The 19,679-nt window shown below is 53.1% G+C and carries 18 protein-coding genes; 7 read left to right on the forward strand and 11 right to left on the reverse strand.

The window, feature by feature from the left end:
- Positions 1 to 17 precede the first annotated feature (17 nt).
- Complete coding sequence (locus Q4491_RS11690) at positions 18 to 1,646, forward strand: iron ABC transporter permease (RefSeq protein ID WP_192015794.1); 1,629 nt, start codon at positions 18 to 20, stop codon at positions 1,644 to 1,646.
- Positions 1,646 to 2,683, forward strand: coding sequence for an ABC transporter ATP-binding protein (locus tag Q4491_RS11695; RefSeq protein ID WP_303457667.1), 1,038 nt, complete (start codon positions 1,646 to 1,648; stop codon positions 2,681 to 2,683). Before Q4491_RS11690 ends, Q4491_RS11695 begins: the two co-directional genes overlap by 1 nt.
- Before the next feature lie 9 nt (positions 2,684 to 2,692).
- Here the strand turns inward: Q4491_RS11695 and Q4491_RS11700 are convergent, their stop codons facing one another.
- Positions 2,693 to 3,301: a TetR/AcrR family transcriptional regulator gene (locus tag Q4491_RS11700; RefSeq protein ID WP_192015792.1), complete on the reverse strand. Its 609-nt coding sequence runs from the start codon at positions 3,299 to 3,301 to the stop codon at positions 2,693 to 2,695.
- Positions 3,302 to 3,509: 208 nt separating this feature from the next.
- On the opposite strand from Q4491_RS11700, the gene hpt reads away from it, so the two are divergent.
- On the forward strand, positions 3,510 to 4,043 hold the full coding sequence (gene hpt, locus Q4491_RS11705; protein ID WP_192015791.1) for a hypoxanthine phosphoribosyltransferase: 534 nt from the start codon (positions 3,510 to 3,512) through the stop codon (positions 4,041 to 4,043).
- A 66-nt stretch (positions 4,044 to 4,109) separates the two neighbouring features.
- Here hpt and can read toward each other — a convergent pair whose 3' ends face one another.
- Positions 4,110 to 4,760 carry a carbonate dehydratase gene (gene can / locus Q4491_RS11710; protein ID WP_192015790.1) on the reverse strand — a complete coding sequence of 217 codons (651 nt, stop codon included), beginning with the start codon at positions 4,758 to 4,760 and terminating at the stop codon, positions 4,110 to 4,112.
- A gap of 173 nt (positions 4,761 to 4,933) precedes the next feature.
- On the opposite strand from can, the gene Q4491_RS11715 reads away from it, so the two are divergent.
- Both Q4491_RS11715 and Q4491_RS11720 read left to right on the forward strand, forming a co-directional pair.
- Positions 4,934 to 5,857 (forward strand): ABC transporter ATP-binding protein, encoded by a 924-nt coding sequence (locus Q4491_RS11715; RefSeq protein ID WP_303457670.1) that lies wholly within the window; start codon positions 4,934 to 4,936, stop codon positions 5,855 to 5,857.
- On the forward strand, positions 5,854 to 6,624 hold the full coding sequence (locus Q4491_RS11720) for an ABC transporter permease (RefSeq protein ID WP_192015788.1): 771 nt from the start codon (positions 5,854 to 5,856) through the stop codon (positions 6,622 to 6,624). Before Q4491_RS11715 ends, Q4491_RS11720 begins: the two co-directional genes overlap by 4 nt.
- Positions 6,625 to 6,724: 100 nt before the next feature.
- Here Q4491_RS11720 and panC read toward each other — a convergent pair whose 3' ends face one another.
- The 8 genes from panC to thpR form a co-directional block, all read right to left on the reverse strand.
- Positions 6,725 to 7,600, reverse strand: a complete 876-nt coding sequence (panC, locus tag Q4491_RS11725; RefSeq protein WP_303457672.1) for a pantoate--beta-alanine ligase — start codon at positions 7,598 to 7,600, stop codon at positions 6,725 to 6,727.
- A 12-nt stretch (positions 7,601 to 7,612) separates the two neighbouring features.
- On the reverse strand, positions 7,613 to 8,407 hold the full coding sequence (gene panB, locus Q4491_RS11730; RefSeq protein WP_303457674.1) for a 3-methyl-2-oxobutanoate hydroxymethyltransferase: 795 nt from the start codon (positions 8,405 to 8,407) through the stop codon (positions 7,613 to 7,615).
- 25 nt (positions 8,408 to 8,432) lie between these two features.
- Positions 8,433 to 8,918 carry a 2-amino-4-hydroxy-6-hydroxymethyldihydropteridine diphosphokinase gene (folK, locus tag Q4491_RS11735; protein WP_192015785.1) on the reverse strand — a complete coding sequence of 162 codons (486 nt, stop codon included), beginning with the start codon at positions 8,916 to 8,918 and terminating at the stop codon, positions 8,433 to 8,435.
- Positions 8,915 to 10,279, reverse strand: a complete 1,365-nt coding sequence (pcnB, locus tag Q4491_RS11740; RefSeq protein ID WP_303457676.1) for a polynucleotide adenylyltransferase PcnB — start codon at positions 10,277 to 10,279, stop codon at positions 8,915 to 8,917. The genes folK and pcnB overlap by 4 nt, the downstream gene beginning before the upstream one ends.
- Before the next feature lie 81 nt (positions 10,280 to 10,360).
- Positions 10,361 to 11,269, reverse strand: coding sequence for a tRNA glutamyl-Q(34) synthetase GluQRS (gluQRS, locus tag Q4491_RS11745; protein ID WP_192015784.1), 909 nt, complete (start codon positions 11,267 to 11,269; stop codon positions 10,361 to 10,363).
- Positions 11,270 to 11,351: 82 nt separating this feature from the next.
- Positions 11,352 to 11,801: an RNA polymerase-binding protein DksA gene (gene dksA, locus Q4491_RS11750; RefSeq protein WP_027253634.1), complete on the reverse strand. Its 450-nt coding sequence runs from the start codon at positions 11,799 to 11,801 to the stop codon at positions 11,352 to 11,354.
- A 137-nt stretch (positions 11,802 to 11,938) separates the two neighbouring features.
- Complete coding sequence (sfsA, locus tag Q4491_RS11755) at positions 11,939 to 12,646, reverse strand: DNA/RNA nuclease SfsA (protein WP_192015783.1); 708 nt, start codon at positions 12,644 to 12,646, stop codon at positions 11,939 to 11,941.
- On the reverse strand, positions 12,643 to 13,263 hold the full coding sequence (thpR, locus tag Q4491_RS11760; protein ID WP_303457680.1) for an RNA 2',3'-cyclic phosphodiesterase: 621 nt from the start codon (positions 13,261 to 13,263) through the stop codon (positions 12,643 to 12,645). Before thpR ends, sfsA begins: the two co-directional genes overlap by 4 nt.
- 127 nt (positions 13,264 to 13,390) lie before the next feature.
- Here thpR and hrpB point away from each other — a divergent pair, with 127 nt between their 5' ends.
- A complete protein-coding gene (hrpB, locus tag Q4491_RS11765; protein ID WP_303457682.1) occupies positions 13,391 to 15,883 on the forward strand; it encodes an ATP-dependent helicase HrpB in 2,493 nt (830 codons plus the stop codon).
- A 61-nt stretch (positions 15,884 to 15,944) separates the two neighbouring features.
- The gene (gene mrcB, locus Q4491_RS11770; RefSeq protein ID WP_303457684.1) at positions 15,945 to 18,374 is read left to right on the forward strand and encodes a penicillin-binding protein 1B; all 2,430 of its coding nucleotides are present in this window, start codon (positions 15,945 to 15,947) and stop codon (positions 18,372 to 18,374) included.
- Between the two features lie 33 nt (positions 18,375 to 18,407).
- Here the strand turns inward: mrcB and Q4491_RS11775 are convergent, their stop codons facing one another.
- Positions 18,408 to 19,676 (reverse strand): HD-GYP domain-containing protein, encoded by a 1,269-nt coding sequence (locus tag Q4491_RS11775; RefSeq protein ID WP_192015779.1) that lies wholly within the window; start codon positions 19,674 to 19,676, stop codon positions 18,408 to 18,410.
- Positions 19,677 to 19,679 lie beyond the last annotated feature (3 nt).

The following is a 19,679-nucleotide window of genomic DNA, read 5'->3' on the forward strand; positions in this document are numbered from 1 at the left end:
ATACTAAGTTGTCGGCAATGAAAGACAGATACCCTATTTGGAAAACCAGCGGCTGGACGTTTGGTGTTTTACTGGTTTTACCCATTTTAGCCATTTTCTATACGGCACTGGGGGAATCGGATCAGGTGTTTGCGCACCTGATGAGCACAGTGATGGGGACCTATACCCTCAATACACTGGTGCTGGTCACCGGCACCGCGTTACTGGCGGCTTTGTTTGGCTTGCCCGCCGCCTGGTTTATGGCCATGTGCCGGCTGCCCGGTGAAAAGTGGCTGCAATGGGCCTTAGTACTGCCACTGGCGATGCCGGGTTACATCATAGGCTACATCTACACTGACTGGTTCGACTATGCCGGACCGGTACAAATTCTGCTGCGCGATTGGTTTGGCTGGCAGAGTTATCAGGATTACTGGTTTCCGGATATCCGAACCTTAGGCGGTGCGTGTCTGGTACTGGCTTTGGTGCTATATCCTTATATCTACCTGCTGGCCCGCACGGCTTTTATGGAGCAGAGTGCCAGTTTACTGCAATCTGCGCGTTTGCTGCGCTGTTCGCCGCTGGAAAGCTTCCGGCGCATTTCTTTGCCTCTGGCTCGGCCTTCCATTGCCGTCGGCCTGTCTTTGATTGCTATGGAAACCCTGGGCGATTTCGGCACTGTCAGTTACTTTGCCGTCCATTCGCTGACAACAGCGGTATACGACACCTGGCTGGGCTATTCCAATCTTAACGCGGCGGCAAAAATTTCAGCCATGATGCTGCTGGCTATTTTTTTGCTGATCAGCGCAGAGCGATTCAGTCGTCGCCGGCAAAAACTGTTTCAGCAGCACAGTGAGCCGAATGAAGATGTCCGTTACCGTTTGTCCGGCTGGAAGAAGGTGCTGGCACTGAGCTGGTGTTGGGGGCTGATTGGACTGGCTTTCATCCTGCCGCTGCTGCAGCTGCTCTATTATGCCTGGCAGTATTTTGCCCAGAGCTGGAACTCTGAGTTCAGACAGTTCAGCATGAACAGCCTGATGGTTGCTGTGAGTGCTGCTTTACTGGCTGTTGCTGTCGCACTGCTGGTTAATTTTTATCATCGTCTGGATGGCCGCCGTACCAGTATCGCGCCGATGCGTTTAAGTGTGATGGGCTATGCCGTGCCGGGTACTGTGCTGGCAATCGGCGTGATGATCCCACTGACCACAGCCGATCACTGGCTTAATGACTTCACTCAGTTCATGGGATGGGGACGGCCCGGACTCTTTTTCTCCGGCTCTGTGTTTGCGATGATTTTTGCCTTTGTGGTGCGTTTTGGTGCAGTAGCCGTTGGCAGTATTGAAAGCAGCCTGGCCAAAATACCTCCGTCACTGGACATGGCTGCCAAGACCATGGGGTGCGCGCCCATGTCTATGCTGAGGCGTGTACATTTGCCGCTCATCCGGCGGGGCTGCCTGATAGCGGGTCTGCTGGTCTTCATCGAGTCAATGAAGGAGCTGAACGCCGCGCTGTTACTGCGGCCATTTAACTTTGAAACTCTGGCAACCTATGTCTTCAACTATGCCTCTGATGAGCAGCTGGAGCTGGCCGCAATGCCAGCCATTCTGCTGGTGCTTGTCGGCTTGGTGCCTTTGGTTGTTGTAAACCGTTCATTGGAGCAATCACACTGATGAGTCATGCGTTATCTGTCCATAATCTGACCTGTCGTTATAACGGTCATGCTGTACTGGAAAATCTGTCTCTGGTGGTGGAAGACAATGAAATCATCTGTTTGTTAGGAGCTAGCGGCTGCGGGAAAACAACCCTGCTTAAAGCCATTGCCGGCTTATTACCGCAAGAGCAGGGTGAGTTGCGGATTAATGGCCGTACTGTGGTGGATAAAGTGAGCTGGGTGCCGCCGGAGAATCGCAATATAGGGATGATCTTCCAGGATTATGCGCTGTTCCCCCATCTGACTGTGGCGGAAAATATAGCCTTTGGCCTGCGAGACTGGGAAAAAAACAATGCGCAGACCAAAGTGGAAGAAATGCTGTCGCTGGTCAGGCTGGAAAACCTTGGCCAGCGTTATCCGCACCAGCTATCTGGCGGTCAGCAACAGCGTGTTGCGATTGCGCGGGCTCTGGCTTGCGAGCCTGATCTGATATTGCTGGATGAACCGTTTTCGAATATCGACACTCAGGTTCGCCATGGGCTGATTCGGGAAATACGACGAATCTTCAAGGCGCAGGGGGTAACGGCTATCTTTGTGACTCATAGCCGGGAGGAAGCCTTTGCTTTCGCGGACAAGCTGGCAGTGATGCACAATGGCGTGATAGAACAGTTTGGTACCGCAGCGGAGCTTTACTATCAACCTTGTAGCCGTTTTGTCGCTGATTTTCTGGGGGCGGGGTCTTATTTGCCGGCCACTATCGGGCAGGATGGCTTACTGACACCCTTTGGCTGTGTTGATCTGGCAAAAGCCGTCACATTTGGCGAAGGCAGGCATGTTGAGTGGCTTGTCAGGCCACAGAACCTAAAGCTGGCACCGACCGAAGACGGTGATGGGATTATTCTGGAACAGCAGTTCATGGGCGACAGCTGCCGCTATACGGTAGACTACGAGGGGCACCACTTGATAGTGAATACCCCCATGATCCTGCAAACTGGTCAACGCGTATCCGTAGAGTTGGACTTGTACCAGCCCAGAGTACTTGCTGCTGCCAGTTAACGGCAGCAGTTATACCTGCGGGAACATTAGGCTGATGTAAGCGTCGGCCTGTGTTTGCATGCTGTTTTTATCTGGCTCAATGTTGGCGCGTAAATACAGCACGTAACATAAACCATGAAGCAGCCAGGTCAGATCATAAGAGGTGATCTCCGTACTTAGCTGACCATCCTGTTTACCCTGCTCAAAGATATTGGTCAGTTGTTTCAGGTTCGGACGGTTTGCATCAAGAAACTGCGGCCAGGTTTCAGTCCTGACAGAAGTACTCCATTCAAACCATACCTTTAACCAGTCCTGCTGTTCGATAACCGCATCAATCATATAGCCTGTGATGCAGCTCAGGTGACTATGAAGGGTATCGTGCTCTTCTCCCAGGCACAGATTCAGCAGTTCATTAAAATTTCTTTCCACCTGTGACAGAACTTGCTCAACAAGTGCCTCACGGGTAGGAAAATAATTGAAAACCGTTGCCACTGAGACATTAGCCATATCAGCAATGTCGGCATGTCCTGCTCGTCCGATACCTCGGCGGGCAAACACTTCCAGCGCACACTTGAGAAGTTGTTGTTTTCGTTTCTCAGGTGAGAGACGCGTCCTCGTTTTTTTAACTATGGTGTCCATGCTACAAATTCCCTAGCCAATCGATTTATATGCACTTTGCTTAATAACTCTACCTCAGCAATGGATTTGGTTCAATCTGATTTATACCCGTTGTGTCATATGGCTCGAATAATTGAAGCAATAACTTTTCTTGTTCAAGGATGGTAGAATAGCTTTTTAGTAATCACTGAGACCCATGTGCATGCCAAATGCGCATATGGAGAGATAAATGAAGCATACCATTGAAGTCATGATTTCTGAGCAGGATGTTCAGGCAAGGATTAAAGAGCTCGGAGAGCAGATCACCGCCTATTATCAAGGCTCAGAAAACCTTGTCATGGTGGGATTGCTGCGAGGTTCCTTTGTCTTTATGGCTGACCTGGCCCGTGCGGTTGATCTGCCGCACGAAGTGGATTTTATGACGGCTTCCAGTTACGGAAACGCGATGGAAAGCAGCCGTGATGTCCGTATTCTGAAAGATCTGGATGATGAAATCGAAGGCAAAGACGTGCTGCTGGTTGAAGATATTATTGATACCGGCAACACGCTGAATAAAGTCCGGGAAATACTGGCCCTGCGTAATCCGAATTCCATCCGTATCTGTACTTTGCTGGACAAGCCTGAGCGCCGTGAAGTCGCCGTGGATGCCGAGTGGATTGGTTTTGAAATTCCCGATGAGTTTGTGGTCGGTGTCGGCATAGATTATGCGCAGAAATACCGCCATCTTCGATTCATCGGAAAAGTGATTCCGCTGGAAGACTGATAACTCTCGGTTTTTAGCTGCGTGATGCAAGTAAAAGCGACCAGATGGTCGCTTTTACTTTATGGGTTATTCTTTGGGCAAAATCGTTGCCATTGCACTTTGGTAGGAAACTTCCAGAGACTCCCGGCTGGTGGCGGTAACGCCCAAATCCGTCAGTTTGCCGTCACCAATACCGTACACCCAGCCATGAATTTTAACTTTCTGGCCGCGTTCCCAGGCTTGTTGCATGATGGTTGAGTTGCCCAGGTTGTATACTTGCGAAGCCACGTTGATTTCACATAGCTTATCGGCCCAGGCCTCACGGGGCAGAGTCCCCAGATCGCTGCGGTGCTTAAGGTACAGATCGCGAATATGAAGCAGCCAGTTATTGATGAGCCCTAAGGGCGGATTATCAATGGAGGCTGCCACACCGCCGCAACCATAGTGGCCGCAGATAATGATGTGTTTGACCTTGAGCACATCGACAGCATACTGCACCACTGACAGGCAGTTCAGATCAGTATGGATGACCTGGTTAGCCACGTTTCGGTGCACGAAAAGCTCGCCAGAGTCCAGGCCAGTCAGGCGTTCTGCCGGAACCCGGCTGTCGGAGCAGCCGATCCAGAGATATTCTGGGTGCTGTGCTTTCGCTAGATGTGAAAAGAATTCCGGGTTTTCTGCTTTAATCTTTTCCGACCAGGAAAAGTTATTTGCAAATAGCTGTTTAATTTCTGCCATGACAACACCTTAGTTTGCTACATTGGGTTGTTTATCTTTGGTCAGGCTATGGCTGCTATGATGCGCTTGCAAAGCCAAAGATAAACAGGTCATTACTATACACTTGCGAGGCGGCTTGCAAATCCGATTTGTTGATTTTTTTACTCTTTATACCAAATAAAAAAGCGTATTGTATGAATGCATTAGAAATTACTGATTTAAACAAGGCTTATCCAGGGGTGCAGGCCCTTAAGGATATGAGCCTGACAGTCGAAGAAGGGGACTTTTTCGCTCTGCTGGGGCCTAATGGGGCCGGTAAATCGACCACGATTGGTGTGATCAGCTCCCTGGTCAATAAAACCTCCGGTCAGGTGAAAGTGTTTGGCTATGACATCGACAAGCAGTTGGTTGAAGCGAAAAATCAGCTCGGTCTGGTGCCGCAGGAGTTTAACTTCAATCAGTTCGAGACTGTCGAGCAGATAGTGATTAATCAGGCCGGTTTTTATGGCGTCCCCAAGGCGCTGGCCAAAGAGCGGGCAAAGAAGTACCTGACACAACTGGATTTGTGGAACAAGCGCAATGAGCGTGCCCGTAGTTTATCTGGCGGTATGAAGCGGCGCCTGATGATTGCCCGTGCCCTGATGCACGAACCCAGGCTGTTAATTCTCGATGAACCGACTGCAGGGGTGGATATCGAGCTGCGCCGTTCGATGTGGGCTTTTTTACGAGAAATTAACCGCCAGGGCGTCACTATCATTCTGACTACGCATTACCTGGAAGAAGCCGAAATGCTGTGCCGTAATATCGGCATCATTAATCATGGTGAGCTGATTGAACACACCAGCATGAAATCTCTGCTGGCCAAGCTGGAGGTGGAAACCTTCATTCTTGATGTTGTCCTCAATGGCAGTAAACCTGAACTTGATGGTGTGGCATGGAAAATGCCGGATAACCACACGCTGGAAATCGACATTCACAAGGGAACAGGTCTGAACTCTGTATTCAGCCAGCTGAGTGCTCAGGGGATAGAGGTACTGTCTATGCGTAATAAAGCCAACCGTCTTGAGGAGTTGTTCGTGACGCTTGTAGCTCAGAGCCAAGGAGAGCAGTCTGCATGAGATACCAGTATTGGATTGCTTTTCAAAGTTTAATCAGTAAAGAAGTGAACCGTTTTGCCCGTATCTGGGTACAGACACTGGTGCCGCCAGCCATCACCATGACGTTATACTTCATCATTTTCGGTAGCCTGATCGGCAGTCGGATCGGTGAGATGGGCGGTTTTACCTATATGGAATACATAGTGCCCGGTTTGATCATGATGTCAGTGATCACTAACTCATATTCAAATGTGGCGTCTTCTTTCTTTAGTGCCAAGTTTCAGCACAATATTGAAGAATTGCTGGTTGCGCCTGTGCCCAACTTTGTCATTATCGCCGGCTATATTGGCGGTGGTGTACTGCGCGGACTGGGTGTCGGGGTGATAGTGACGGCTGTGTCACTGCTGTTTGTCGATTTGCAGATAGCGCACCTGGGGGTGATTATTGCCACTGTCATCATGACCTCCATCGTTTTCTCTCTGGGGGGGCTGATCAACGCGGTGTTTGCCAAAACCTTTGATGATATCAGCATTATTCCCACTTTCGTACTGACGCCTTTGACCTACTTAGGCGGGGTATTTTATTCCCTCAATCTGTTGCCTGAATTCTGGCAGTGGGTGTCCAAACTCAACCCTATCGTCTACATGGTCAATGCTTTTCGTTATGGCTTCCTCGGGGTATCCGATGTCGGTATAGGCACAGCGTTTAGCGTGCTTCTGGCCTTTGTGCTTGCTTTGTACGGCCTGGCCCACTATCTGATATCAAAAGGGATAGGCTTACGCTCCTGAGTCGATACAGCGGGTTTAATGCCCAATAAAAACGCCCGGTTACCGGTAAGTAACTGGGCGTTTTAGTCAGATGCTTATCGCAGATGTCTGTCTGGTTTTGTTAGTGAGTGGTGTCTGCTGAGACAGAGGCCAGCTCAATGACCTGATTATCAATCAGACGCGCTTTCCCCAGGAAAGCAGACATCAGGATCACCGCCTGTGTGGTCTCTTCGCCGACAACCTGCAGCGTACGGGCATCACGGATGTAAATTTCATCCGGTTCCAGACCGGCAGCACGCAATTGATCATTGGCATCCAGCACCACTTCATCAAAGTCACGGCGTCCGCCGCGGATCTGGCTGCTGATCCAGCGCATGGTTTTGGCCAGTACCGGTGCGCGCTGACGCTCATCTACGGTGAGGTATCCATTACGAGAGCTCATAGCCAGGCCATCCATTTCACGCACTGTCGGTACACCAATGATCTCAATCGGCATCGCGAGATCGTTGACCATTTGACGGATCAACGCCAGTTGCTGATAGTCTTTTTCACCAAAGCAGGCCACATCTGGCTGCACAATATTAAACAGCTTGGCCACTATGGTGGCGACGCCACGAAAATGACTTGGGCGCAACGCCCCTTCCAGCATGTGAGACAGGCCCGGCACTTCGACAAAGGTTTGTCGGTCCATGCCATTGGGGTAAATGGTATCCGGGGTCGGTGTGAAAACCAGTTCGACGCCTTCACCATTTAATTTGGCCAGATCCTCTTCCAGAGTACGAGGATAGCTATTCAGATCGTCAGCTTTATCGAACTGCATTGGGTTAACGAAAATACTGACAATAATGATATCGGCTTGTTCGCGTGCTTTGCGAACCAGAGTCAGGTGCCCCTGATGCAGATTTCCCATGGTCGGAACAAAGGCGATACGGCGGCCTTCACGGCGCCAGGCCCGAACCTGTTCACGAACAGGGGAAATGTCAGCAAAAGTCTGCATGGTGGGTTTTCCTTACTCAAAGGTATGCTCTGGACCCGGGAATGTTCCCGTTTCCACTTCTTTCAGATACTGTGAAACCGCTTTGCGGATATCGCCAGTCTGAGCAAGATAGTTTTTAGAAAAACGCGGCATATAGTTGGCAGAAATGCCTAACATGTCGTGCATGACTAAAATCTGGCCGTCAGTCACGTTACCGGCTCCGATGCCGATAACAGGAATATCTAAGGCTTCGGTGATGCGTTTGGCCAGTGAGGCAGGGACACACTCCAGCACGACAATTTGTGCGCCTGCCTTTTGCAGCGCAATGGCGTCGGCCAGCATCTGGTCAGCGCGTTCTTTATCGCGTCCCTGAACTTTGTAGCCACCAAAGATATTGACCGATTGAGGTGTCAGGCCCAGATGGGCGCACACAGGTATGGCACGTTCGGTCAATGTTCTGACTGTGTCGGCCAGCCAGCTGCCCCCTTCCAGTTTTACCATGTTAGCACCGGCGCGCATCAGCTTGGCGGCATTGTCACAGGCCTGCTCAGGGGTGCCGTAGGTCATGAAAGGCAAGTCCGCCAGAAGCAGGGCATTGGGGCTGCCGGCACGCACACAGCGGGTGTGGTAAGCCATTTCATCAATAGTCACAGGCAGGGTATCTGTCTGGCCTTGCAGTACCATACCCAGGGAGTCACCGACCAGAAGGACAGGCACTTCCTGTTGCTCAAACAACTGGGCAAAACTCGCATCATAAGAGGTGAGTGAGGCAAACTTACGACCTTCCTGCTTCCACTTCATCAGGTCGTTAATAGTGATTTTCTTCATTGTTATCTCCCTTCTCCCGGATGTGTCAGGATGACCACACACGCAGGCCGTTTCGGTCCACCTCGGGTAGCAGGTCAGTCAGCGCTGTACCGTCAGGCAGGACGAGTTCAGGGGCAATTTCAGCCAGTGGATAAAGCACAAACTCACGGGCTTTCATGCCATAGTGCGGAATAGTTAAACGTTCACAGTGATGCTGCAAATTGCCATAAAGCAGGATATCCAAATCCAGAGTGCGCGGCCCCCAGCGTTCTGCTTTGCGGACTCTTCCATGCAACTGTTCAATCTTCTGCGTCAGATCGAGCAGCGCCAGTGGTGTCAGTTCAGTATCAACGGCAACCACAGCATTGATGTAATCGGGCTGATCCTGCGGCCCCATAGGGGTACTGCAGTACAGCGAGGACTCAGCGACCACGCTTAGGTCACAGGCCTGACGTAACGCCGTCAGTGCCTGGTAAGCCTGGTTCACCGGATCATTCAAATTGCTGCCGATGGCAATATAGGCACGAATCATGAGGCCGATTTTGCCTGTGGTTTCTTTCGTCGTTGCGGACGACGGCGACGACGCTGATTACCGCCACCCAGTTCCTGAACCATTTTATTGCGTTCATCACGTTCAGCAAACTGGAACTTGTGCCACCAGGTTGCCAGTTCAGCCACATCTTTCCCTTCAAACTGGCCACGCATTTCGAGAAAATCGTAGGCTGCCCGGAATTTAGGGTGTTCCAGCATGGCAAAGGCGCGTTTACCGAAACGGCGGCTGAAGCGGTGCTGTTGCTGCCAGATATCACGCACAGTCGTGGTCAGGCGGCGAGGGATGGCAATGTTTTTCACCTGCTCATCCAAAATGTCATTGGCCGCTATCATGAAGGCATCGTAGTCGCTCAGACCACTGGTGCTGGCAATTTCTTCTGCCCGGACATTCATCGGATACCAGAGCATGGCCGCAAACATAAAGGCCGGATTGACGCGCTTACCTTCTGCGATTCTGACGTCAGTGGCAGCCAGGATGTGCTCAAGCATCTTCTCGGTCAGGCTGCTGTGATCTTCGGTAAAATGCTCGGCCAGAATCGGGAACAGCTGCTGGAACAGATTGTATTCGCGCAGCATTTTGTAAGTCTCAAGCCCTTCACCGGCCTGCAGCAGTTTGAGGCTCTCTTCAAACAGACGTGCGGCAGGAATGTCTTTCAGCAGGGTCGACAGTTCCAGAATCGGGGCTGCAGTGCGGGCTTCAATCTGCATATCCAGCTTGACGGCAAAGCGTACGGCACGCAGCATCCGCACCGGATCTTCACGATAGCGGGTTTCTGGATCGCCGATCAGGCGGACCAGGCGGTTTTGCAGATCAACCACACCGTTCGCGTAATCACTGACTGTGAAATCTTTGATGCTGTAATACAGGGCGTTAATCGAGAAGTCACGGCGTTCTGCGTCTTCATCAATGGTGCCATAGACATTGTCACGCAGCAGCATGCCTTCATGGTTGCGTGAGGCAATGGCCTGCTTGCCGGCTGGCAGCTTAACGGCGCCTGCATCATGGTGGCCGCGGAAAGTGGCCACTTCAATCACGTCACGGCCAAAAAGTATATGGGCGAGACGGAAGCGGCGGCCGATCAGGCGGCAATTGCGGAACAGCGCCTTAATTTCTTCCGGCGTTGCATTGGTCGCAATATCAAAATCTTTGGGTTCTTTGTCCAGCAGCAAATCCCGAACACCACCGCCGACCAAATAGGCGTCAAAACCGGCTTTATTGAGGCGGTAGAGTACCTTCAGCGCATTTTCGCTGATGTCTTTGCGGGAGATACTGTGCTCCTGGCGTTGATAAACTTGCAAGCTTGGCTCCTTGTTACCCAGAGCTTTTTGCTCTCGGGTCAATACTTTACGGCAAAAGCTGGCGACTCGACTAAAGATAACACACCTCGTAATTGTGATAAGGCCGGACTGAACAGCCGCATATCATATACCCAAGTCACCTCTAGATGCTAGGTTCAGCGTGATCGCTGTTGTTGGCGGCAGGTTCGCGACATCCCAATGCGCGATCCCCCAACGGAGAATGTCGTCGCGATCAGCGCACTGCAATTCTGCCGGCGGGCACATCCCCAGAAACCTCATAGCGTGCCACAGCTGCGGGCCTGGCCGACGCGTGTCGATAGCCGGCGCGTGATTTTGTTTGGACAGTTTATTGCCGTTTTCCGTTACGGCAAGCGGCAGATGTAAATAGCTTACCTCGGGTTGTCCTAATCGGTGATACAGGCCTATCTGGCGTCCTGTCGGTTCAATCAGATCGGCTCCTCTGACGACCTCTGTGACGCCTTGCGCTATATCATCCAGCACGACCGCCAGGTTGTAGGCATACAGGCCGTCACGGCGGCGGATGATGAAATCTTCGCTGGCCAGCGCTTCGGGTATTGCGATCCAGCCGTGCAGCTGGTCATGAAAACCTGTGATGGCCTGGTCGACTTTCAACCTTACCGCACTGTGAGCGGCATCCAGGCCGGCATTGCGGCAAGTGCCGGGATAAAAGCCACCGGCTTCTTTGATCGCTTTGCGGCTGCAACGACAATAATAGGCGTCGCCCTGAGCCAGCCAGTGTTCTATCTGAGCCTGGTATAGGGCGTGGCGCTGACTCTGGTAAATGACACTGCCATCCCAGGTCATGCCAAAGGCGTCCAAGGTGCGCAGTATGTCGTCTGCGGCACCGGGCATTTCACGCGGGGGATCCAGGTCTTCGATTCTGACCAGCCATTGACCTTGCCGGGAGCGCGCCTGCAAATAGCTGCCCAATGCCGCCACCAGTGAGCCGAAGTGCAGCGGACCGGAAGGTGAGGGGGCGAATCGTCCAGTATACGGAGATAATCTTGTCATGGTGTTGGATAGCAGACAGTCAATAACAATAAAAAAGGGAGCCTTGGCTCCCTTTTGTCAGATTATGGTTACAAAGGGCAGTTTAGCCAGCCATTTGCTTTTCTTTGATCTCTGCCAGTGTCTTACAGTCGATGCACAGGTCGGCTGTCGGACGGGCTTCCAGGCGGCGAATACCAATTTCCACGCCACATGAATCACAGAAACCAAAATCGTCATCTTCGATACGTTGCAGCGTTTTTTCGATTTTCTTGATCAGTTTACGCTCACGATCTCGGTTACGCAGTTCCAGGCTGAATTCTTCTTCCTGTGCTGCACGGTCAACCGGATCCGGAAAGTTAGCCGCTTCATCCTGCATATGGTTAACGGTACGGTCAACTTCTTCACGCAATTGGTTGCGCCAGGCTCCGAGAATTTTGCGGAAGTGCTCTAACTGCGCTTCACCCATATATTCTTCGCCGGCTTTTTCCTGATACGGGTCAACCCCAGCAATAGCCAGGATGCCTAACGATTTTTTAACCTTGCTCTCTGGCATATAGCATCTCCTAACATATACCGAATAACCGTCACTGGTTAATTTTGGCGGGTATCTATAGCAGAAAGGATATAACGTGGCAATTACTGCATATCTTCAATTTTATACCATTGTGAAGAAAGCATCATTTTTCCGCGTTACTGAGCAAATTCTATCCGCTGGCTCAAAGTCAGAGCCGTCGGGCTGATTTCTGCACGGTAACAGAGGACTTCCACCCCTGCTTTTTCTGCCTGTTCCAGTAACTCATCATAGACCGGGTCTATATGGCGTGCCGCGGCGACATTTTCAATCCCAGAGTGCAGGACTGCGAAAAATAACACAGCGCGCTGACCCGTGGCGGCGACCTCTGCCAGCTCCCTTAAATGTTTTTGTCCCCGGGTGGTAACAGCATCCGGGAAATACCCGCGGCCATCATCTTCCAGCAAAGTGACACTTTTTACTTCAATGAAACAAGATGGCAGCGAGGGATCATCCAGAACAATATCTACCCGGCTGTTTTCAGTACCATACTTCACTTCTGTGCGCAATGAAGCATAGCCGGATAATTCCGGAATGTGGTTATTTTTGAGTGCTTCGACCACAATTTGATTCGCTCTGGCAGTATTGATGCAAATCCAGTGTCCGTCCTGCGTTTGTGTTAATTCCCAGCTGTGGGCGTATTTCCGCTTAGGGTTGTCCGAGGTGGAATACCAGATGGTGGAGCCGGGATCGGCGCACCCTGTCATGGCACCCGTGTTGGCACAGTGAATGGTCGTGGTGGTGCCATCGGGCAACGCGATATCGGCCAGAAAGCGTTTATAGCGTTTAATGAGTGTGGCTGACTGCAGGGAAGGTGTGTAATTCATTCGCTGTCCTGTACGGCGATCTCCGGTTGAATAAGTGGCCACTGGTTCGCGAGCCGGTAACGGACGCCTGGCCCGTCGGGCTCAGAAATATACAGACCAAAGCGCTGAAAGTGAAAAAGAAAATCCGGTTGTTCGTCAGGAATAACAGGGCGCTGACGCAGGTTTTTCCTGAGCGTGATGTGCGGGGTATAGCGTCTGGCATCCTGTATCAGCCCAAGATCAAGGGCCAGCTGGTTCAGTTGCTCGGCGAGCCGGCCTAAAGGCTCGGGGCAGATATCGCCGCCCAGCCAGAGTACGCGACTGCGTTTCCAGTAACGCAGCAGGTTGAAATGCATCGAGAAAGCCGGGATGGTGAGCTGGTTGACAGCAGCGACGAGCTGGCGGGTTTGCTCATCGGTGATCTGCCCGAGGAAGGCCAGCGTCAGATGCAGGTTGGCATCCGGTATGGTACGCCCTTTGCCGGGTAAGGCGTCTTTCAGCTGACACAAGCCTTGGTACGGCGCCAGATTCGCCGCGGGGGGGTCCGTCAGCGGCAGCGCAAAAAACATCCGTTGGCTGCCTGGCTGCGGTGGAACATCAGGCTGCCTGAAGTAATGTGACCCAGAGTCATGCGACATAGTGACCTCCTGCCGGTTGGATAGCACCGTTATCCCTGTTTGAGTACAATAAGTCCGATTGTTTCTGAGCGTTCTGTATTATCTGCAACACAGGCGCCTTCATAGAAGATGACACAAGGTAAAGATATTGTCACAACTCCCCATTGATGCGGTGCTGCCTGATTTGCACCAGGCGCTTGAGCGCAGTGAACAGATCATCCTCAAGGCACCGCCAGGTGCGGGTAAATCTACCCGGTTGCCGCTGTCACTGCTGGCTGCGGGCGCAGTGGCCGGTAAAATTGTCCTGCTGGAGCCGCGCCGGTTGGCTGCCCGTAATATTGCCTCCTACCTGGCGGCTCAGCTGGGCGAGGAAGTCGGACAGACCATAGGGCTCAGGGTGCGGGGCGAAACTCGGGTCAGTGGCAGGACCCGGCTGGAGATAGTGACTGAAGGGGTAATGACCCGGATGTTGCAGCAAGATCCTGAGTTATCCGGCATAGAACTGCTGATTTTCGACGAGTTTCATGAACGAAGTCTGCATGCCGATACAGCGTTAGCACTGGCGCTGGAAGTGCAGGAAGCCTTACGTGACGATCTGAAATTACTGGTGATGTCGGCCACCCTGGATCATCAGGCTTTGCAATCTTTACTGCCTGATGCCGAATACCTGGTATCAGCCGGTCGCAGCTATCCGGTGGACTACAGATACCAGACTCAGGCTACCAGCGTCCAGCAGGGTAATGGTGTTTCGATTGAATGGACCGGGCGCGAGATCCTCCGGCTGATGACGGCTGAGCCAGGCTCTGTGCTGGTCTTTCTGCCCGGTGCCGGAGAAATTCGCCGGCTTGCCGAGTGGTTGCAAGCGGCTGTCAGCCCGGATGTTATTATTGCGCCACTGTATGGCCAAATGGACAGTAAAGCCCAGCAGCAGGCCATACAGCCTGCCATCAAGGGCAAACGGAAAATTGTACTGGCAACCAATATCGCAGAAACCAGCCTGACCATTGAAGGTATTCGTTTGGTGGTGGATTGCGGTTTAGAGCGGATTGCCCGCTGGGACGCCAGAACCGGTATCAGCCGTCTGGAGTTAGTGCGTATTGCCCGTTCCTCGGCGGAACAGCGAGCCGGACGTGCCGGGCGGCTTGAGCCAGGTATTTGCCTGCGGCTGTACAGCGAAGAATTACTGGCCCGTCAGCCCGCCGTGCCCGAGCCGGAAATCCTGCGTACCGATCTGAGCCATCTGGCGATGGAGCTGGCCCAGTGGGGATGTGCTTCCGCCGGTGAACTGCGTTGGCTGGATGTGCCGCCTGAGGGCGCGCTGCAGCAGGCTCAGGCATTACTGATCGCGCTGGGGGCGATGGACACACGCCATCAGCTCACCGGCAAAGGACAGGCCATCCAGCAACTGGGTACTGAGCCCAGGCTGGCGGCGATTCTGGCGCATGCCAGCTCGCTTGAGGTGAGTGCGCGCGTGACCGCCGCTATGCTGGTGGCGCTGTTAGAAGAGCCGGTCAGAGGGATGAACAATCCAGATCTGGCATTTCAGCTGCACCTGCTGGAGTCGGATCAGCTTCCCCGCAGTGCGTACTACAGGCAGCGAGCCAGACAGCATTTTTCAAAACTCGGGACGACGGATCAGGATAAGACGCTCGGATGGCGAACTGACAGTCGCTGGCTGCCTGTGCTGATGGCGGCGGGCTTTCCCGATCGTGTTGCCGTGTCCCGGGGGCAGGATGGCCGCTTTCAGCTGGCTAACGGTCAGGGCGTGGTTATCGATGATGACCATCCGCTGGCAGGGGAGTCTGCGCTGGTGGTGGCTGATGTGGTGAAAACCAGGCAGGGTGACAGCCGGGTATTTTCCGCTGTGGCGGCCGATATCGGGCAATTGCAGCAGGCGATGCCGCAATTGTTCCATGAGAAGGAATGGCTCGACTGGGATGACAAAAAAGGCCGTCTGGTCGCTGAGAAGCAATATTGCTGTGGCAAGCTGATTATCAAACGTACCGCGCTGGCAGAGCCGGATCCGGCCCGTGCCGGGGAAGCCTTGCTGAATGCCATTCGCCGTCAGGGGCTGAAGGTACTGCCCTGGAACGCGCGCAGCGAAGGCCTGCTGACTCGCGCCCGTTGCGCGGCCAGCTGGCTGCCGGAGATGGCACTGCCGGCCATGGATGAAGAAAGTTTGCTGCTGGCTCTGGAAGACTGGCTGCTGCCTTTCATGACAGGGATCCATAGCATGAAGGCGCTGGTGAAACTGGATCTGACCGCCGCTCTGGAAGCGTATCTGGGCTGGGAGCAGGCCAAAGCTCTGGATGCGGCACTGCCAACCCATTATCAGGTGCCGACCGGGTCACGTTACCCGATACGGTATCAGCCTGGGCAGGCCCCTGTACTGGCGGTACGTATGCAGGAAATGTTCGGTGAGCAGGTCTCACCCAGAATAGCCCAGGGAAAGGTTGCGCTGGTACTTGAGCTGCTTTCCCCGGCCCAGCGTCCGTTACAGGTCACTTCGGATCTGGCCGCATTCTGGCAAGGTGCCTACAAAGAAGTACAAAAAGAAATGAAGGGCCGTTACCCTAAGCATGTTTGGCCTGATGATCCCGCCAGTCATGCCCCGACACGAAAAACCAAGAAATATATGTAGTCGGCCAGCATGTGCTGCGCTGAAACTGACAGCCTGATAGCGAAGACATCACTAAGACATCATGATGATCAAAGAGTCCAAGCACCGCCTGGCCGCGCCCAAAAAGCCAACGGAAAAACAGCCAAGAGCCACCAGGAAAGCCGCTCCGGCCAGCAAAAAAGCCAAAACTCAGCCGCGCAAAAAAGCGGCTAAGACACCGCCTAAACGCACCCCACCGAAAAGCCGCCTCGCCCGCTTAGGGCGCTGGGTTCTGTTCTCCGGCCTTAAGCTGGGGCTGGCGGTTCTGGCCGTGGTGGTGGTAGTGGGTATCTATCTGGACACCCTGGTGCGGGACAAATTTGAAGGCCAGCTCTGGGACTTACCCGCCGTTGTGTACGGCCGGGTGCTGGATTTGCAACCCGGTCAGGCCATCACCCTGAGCGAAGTGAAACGTGAGCTGGACGCCTTGCAGTATCACAAAGTCCGTACCCCGCAGCGTGCCGGGGAGTATTCTGCCTCGTCGACCCGCATCGAGATGGTGCGCCGTCCGTTTGAATTCGATGACGGTTATGAAAGTCAGCGCCACGTAATGCTGACATTCGGTGACAGCGGGCTGAGCAAGATTGACGATCTCGGGCGGGAAAAGACGCTGGGGTATCTTCGTGTCGAACCCAAAATGCTGGGGATGCTGGGCACTAAAGAAGGGGAGCAGCGGATCTTCACGCCACGGGAAGAGTTTCCTGAAGTGCTGATTGATGCCCTGCTGGCGACTGAAGATCGGGATTTCTATCACCACGGCGGGGTGTCACCACTGGCTATCCTGCGTGCGGCGCTGGTGAACCTTAAAGCCGGACGTACCGTGCAGGGCGGCAGTACCTTAACTCAGCAGCTGGCAAAAAATATCTTCCTGACCCGCGAACGCTCGCTGTGGCGCAAGATCCAGGAAGCCTATATTGCGATCATTATCGATTATCGCTACAGCAAAGATCGTATCCTGGAAGCGTATCTGAATGAGGTGTATCTCGGCCAGAGCGGCAGCCGGGAAATTCATGGTTTTGGCCTGGGCGCACGCTTGTACTTTGGCCGGCCTTTGCAGGAACTGCGCATTGATCAGCTGGCGATGCTGGTGGGCATGGTCAAAGGCCCGTCGTACTACAACCCGTGGCGACATAACGATCGCGCCAGGGACAGGCGGGATCTGGTGCTCAGACTGATGCTGGATCAAAATATCCTGACCGGCGCTGAGTATGAGCAGGCCGCGTCAAGAAAGCTGGATGTGCAAAAGCAGCCGGTGATCGCCAGCCGCCAGCCTGCGTACTTCCAGCTTCTGCAACGGGAACTGAAAGAGAAAGTCGGTAACCGTTTCACTCCCGGGGTCGGTTTGCGGATCTTCAGCACTCTGGATCCTGTGTCGCAGCAAGAAGCAGAAAATGCGGTTGCTCAGTGGATCCCGTTACTGGAGAAAAAAGCCGGAAGTCCGATTGAAACGGCTATGGTGGCGGTGGACCGTCACAGTGGTGAGATCCGGGCCATGATAGGCGGCAGCCGTCCGGGTTATGCCGGATTCAACCGGGCACTCGACAGTCGCCGGCAGATTGGTTCGCTGGTGAAACCTGCCGTTTATCTGAGCGCCCTGCGCCAGCCTGATAAGTTCAGTCTGGCAACGACACTGGACGACAAGCCGATTTTGCTCAAAGGTAATCAGGGCAGTGAGTGGCGCCCGCAAAACTATGATCGTAAATATCGCGGCCAGGTGCCTTTGTATGACGCCTTATCGCGTTCGCTGAATGTCCCTACGGTGAATCTGGGCCTGCAGGTCGGGCTGGACAATGTGATAGCCACTCTGGCTGAACTTGGCGTCGCCAAAGAAGCCGTGCCACGCCTGCCTTCAATTTTGCTGGGCGCCTTTACCCTGTCGCCGTTTGACGTCAGTCAGATGTACCAGAGCCTGACCAGCGGGGGACGCCGCGCCGACCAGACGGCTTTGCGCGCTGTGGTCGAGCGTCAGGGCAAGGTGCTTTACCGTCATCTTCCTTCCGGCCGTCAGGTGGTGCCTGAGCAGGCGGCCTGGCTGACGACTTATGCGATGAAGCGGGTTGTCAGTCAGGGGACAGGGCGTTATCTGCAACCCAGATTTGGCTGGGCAGCACTGGCTGGCAAAACCGGTACCACAGATGATACCCGCGACAGCTGGTTTGTCGGGGCCGACGGCAGGGAAGTGGTCACTGTGTGGATTGGCAGGGATGACAATAAACCGGTGAAGCTGACCGGATCCAGCGGCGCATTACGCCTCTACAGTGGCTATCTGGAGCGGCGCCAGCCTGAGCGGCTGCAGCTTAGCTGGCCGCAGAAACTCAGTACGCTTAAGTATCACAGATTGCAGAACGGCACTCTGGGCCTGGATTGCCAGGGCGAGCAGTCACTGCCTGCCTGGGATCCGACCGGTTCGTTGTCTGCACATTGCCGGAAGGGTAAACCTGAAGGCTGGATCAAAGACATGTTCAGCTGGTAAAGCGCATCGGCGGAAGGGCTGTATTGTCAGCCCTTATCCGTTTTCCGGTTCGAAGTAGTAAGAAATACGGGCTCTGGGATTGAGGTACTGGCGTATAGGTTCGGGCAGTTTCTGCGGATGCAGCGCCCGTTCTATCGTCAGTTCACTTTGTTCCAGATCAAGCACTGGTGCTTCATTGGATGGCACGCTCGGATCGTAAATCAAAATGTTGGGGTAAAGCAGGCGTTTGGCATTCACGGAAATGACCATGCCGACCTGCTGATTGGAAAGCTGCACGACACTGCCCGGCGGATAGACGCCCATCATACGCACCATTAACGCGATGAATTCCTCACTGTATTGCCCCTTCTTGTGTTTAAACAGATAGGAAAGCGCACTGTAGGGGATTTTGGCTTTGCCGGGATCCATAGGATGGCACAAGTTGTCGTAGGCGTTAACGACAGCAACCAATTGTGCAAAGCGATTTATTTGATGGCCCTGTAAGCCCAGCGGATAGCCACTGCCGTCCATCAGCTCATGGTGCTGACTGAGAATAGGTTTGGCAGCATCCGGGAAGTTTTCACCCAGCTCTGCCAGTTCAAGGCTGTACTTCGGGTGCAGTTTGAGGAAATTCGTTTCTGGCTCTGTCAGAGCAGTTATTTTGCGCAGAATGTGCGTCGGTATTTTTTGTTTACCTATGTCGTGAAACAGGGCGCCAAGGGCAATGGTTTTGATATCGCTGGCTGGCATACCGTTTGACTTGGCCAGCAACATGGAAAGTACGGCCACATTCAGCGAATGGTAGTAAATATCTTCCGATTCTTTCGCATCGCTCATCAGGTGCAGTACCAGATTGTCGTTGTCCAGTAAGGCTTCTACCATATCGTTGACAAGTTCTTTTGCATCGGCAAACGCCGTCACAGGACGGTTTTTTATTTTTTGCGAAATAGCGCGTAACTTGGACAAAGAACGCTGAAAGCTTTTCTCGCAACGGTTGAGGTTGCGTTTGTAATTCTTCAGATACTCAATTCGCCGTTGCTTTTCTTTCCACAACTTATCGGCTTGTTTATGGATAAAGCGGGCTTCTTGCTCTGAGATGTCATCCTGTTCGGTATTGAGCGTATTTTTCGGAAGAGGGTGGGTATCACTTTTATCCGGATAGAGAATGACAAATTTAAGCCCGAGGTTTTTTATCAGACGGATCTGCTGGTTATCTTTAATCTTGAAGTGATTAAGCATGAACGGATGCTCCGTCCACTGTAACGGCAGTTTGATATACAGACCTGGAGTTAAACACTCGGTAGGAAGTTCTATGCTTGTCATTAC

The sequence above is a fragment of the Photobacterium sp. 2_MG-2023 genome (assembly GCF_030547675.1).
Lineage (GTDB): Bacteria > Pseudomonadota > Gammaproteobacteria > Enterobacterales > Vibrionaceae > Photobacterium > Photobacterium arenosum.

Excerpts from the sequence above, each read along its gene's own strand:
- Q4491_RS11690 (WP_192015794.1), top strand. The coding sequence starts at position 18 with ATGAAAGACAGATACCCTATTTGGAAAACCAGCGGCTGGACGTTTGGT.
- Q4491_RS11695 (WP_303457667.1), top strand. The coding sequence starts at position 1,646 with ATGAGTCATGCGTTATCTGTCCATAATCTGACCTGTCGTTATAACGGT.
- Q4491_RS11700 (WP_192015792.1), bottom strand. The coding sequence starts at position 3,301 with ATGGACACCATAGTTAAAAAAACGAGGACGCGTCTCTCACCTGAGAAA.
- hpt (WP_192015791.1), top strand. The coding sequence starts at position 3,510 with ATGAAGCATACCATTGAAGTCATGATTTCTGAGCAGGATGTTCAGGCA.
- can (WP_192015790.1), bottom strand. The coding sequence starts at position 4,760 with ATGGCAGAAATTAAACAGCTATTTGCAAATAACTTTTCCTGGTCGGAA.
- Q4491_RS11715 (WP_303457670.1), top strand. The coding sequence starts at position 4,934 with ATGAATGCATTAGAAATTACTGATTTAAACAAGGCTTATCCAGGGGTG.
- Q4491_RS11720 (WP_192015788.1), top strand. The coding sequence starts at position 5,854 with ATGAGATACCAGTATTGGATTGCTTTTCAAAGTTTAATCAGTAAAGAA.
- panC (WP_303457672.1), bottom strand. The coding sequence starts at position 7,600 with ATGCAGACTTTTGCTGACATTTCCCCTGTTCGTGAACAGGTTCGGGCC.
- panB (WP_303457674.1), bottom strand. The coding sequence starts at position 8,407 with ATGAAGAAAATCACTATTAACGACCTGATGAAGTGGAAGCAGGAAGGT.
- folK (WP_192015785.1), bottom strand. The coding sequence starts at position 8,918 with ATGATTCGTGCCTATATTGCCATCGGCAGCAATTTGAATGATCCGGTG.
- gluQRS (WP_192015784.1), bottom strand. The coding sequence starts at position 11,269 with ATGACAAGATTATCTCCGTATACTGGACGATTCGCCCCCTCACCTTCC.
- dksA (WP_027253634.1), bottom strand. The coding sequence starts at position 11,801 with ATGCCAGAGAGCAAGGTTAAAAAATCGTTAGGCATCCTGGCTATTGCT.
- sfsA (WP_192015783.1), bottom strand. The coding sequence starts at position 12,646 with ATGAATTACACACCTTCCCTGCAGTCAGCCACACTCATTAAACGCTAT.
- thpR (WP_303457680.1), bottom strand. The coding sequence starts at position 13,263 with ATGTCGCATGACTCTGGGTCACATTACTTCAGGCAGCCTGATGTTCCA.
- mrcB (WP_303457684.1), top strand. The coding sequence starts at position 15,945 with ATGATGATCAAAGAGTCCAAGCACCGCCTGGCCGCGCCCAAAAAGCCA.
- Q4491_RS11775 (WP_192015779.1), bottom strand. The coding sequence starts at position 19,676 with ATGACAAGCATAGAACTTCCTACCGAGTGTTTAACTCCAGGTCTGTAT.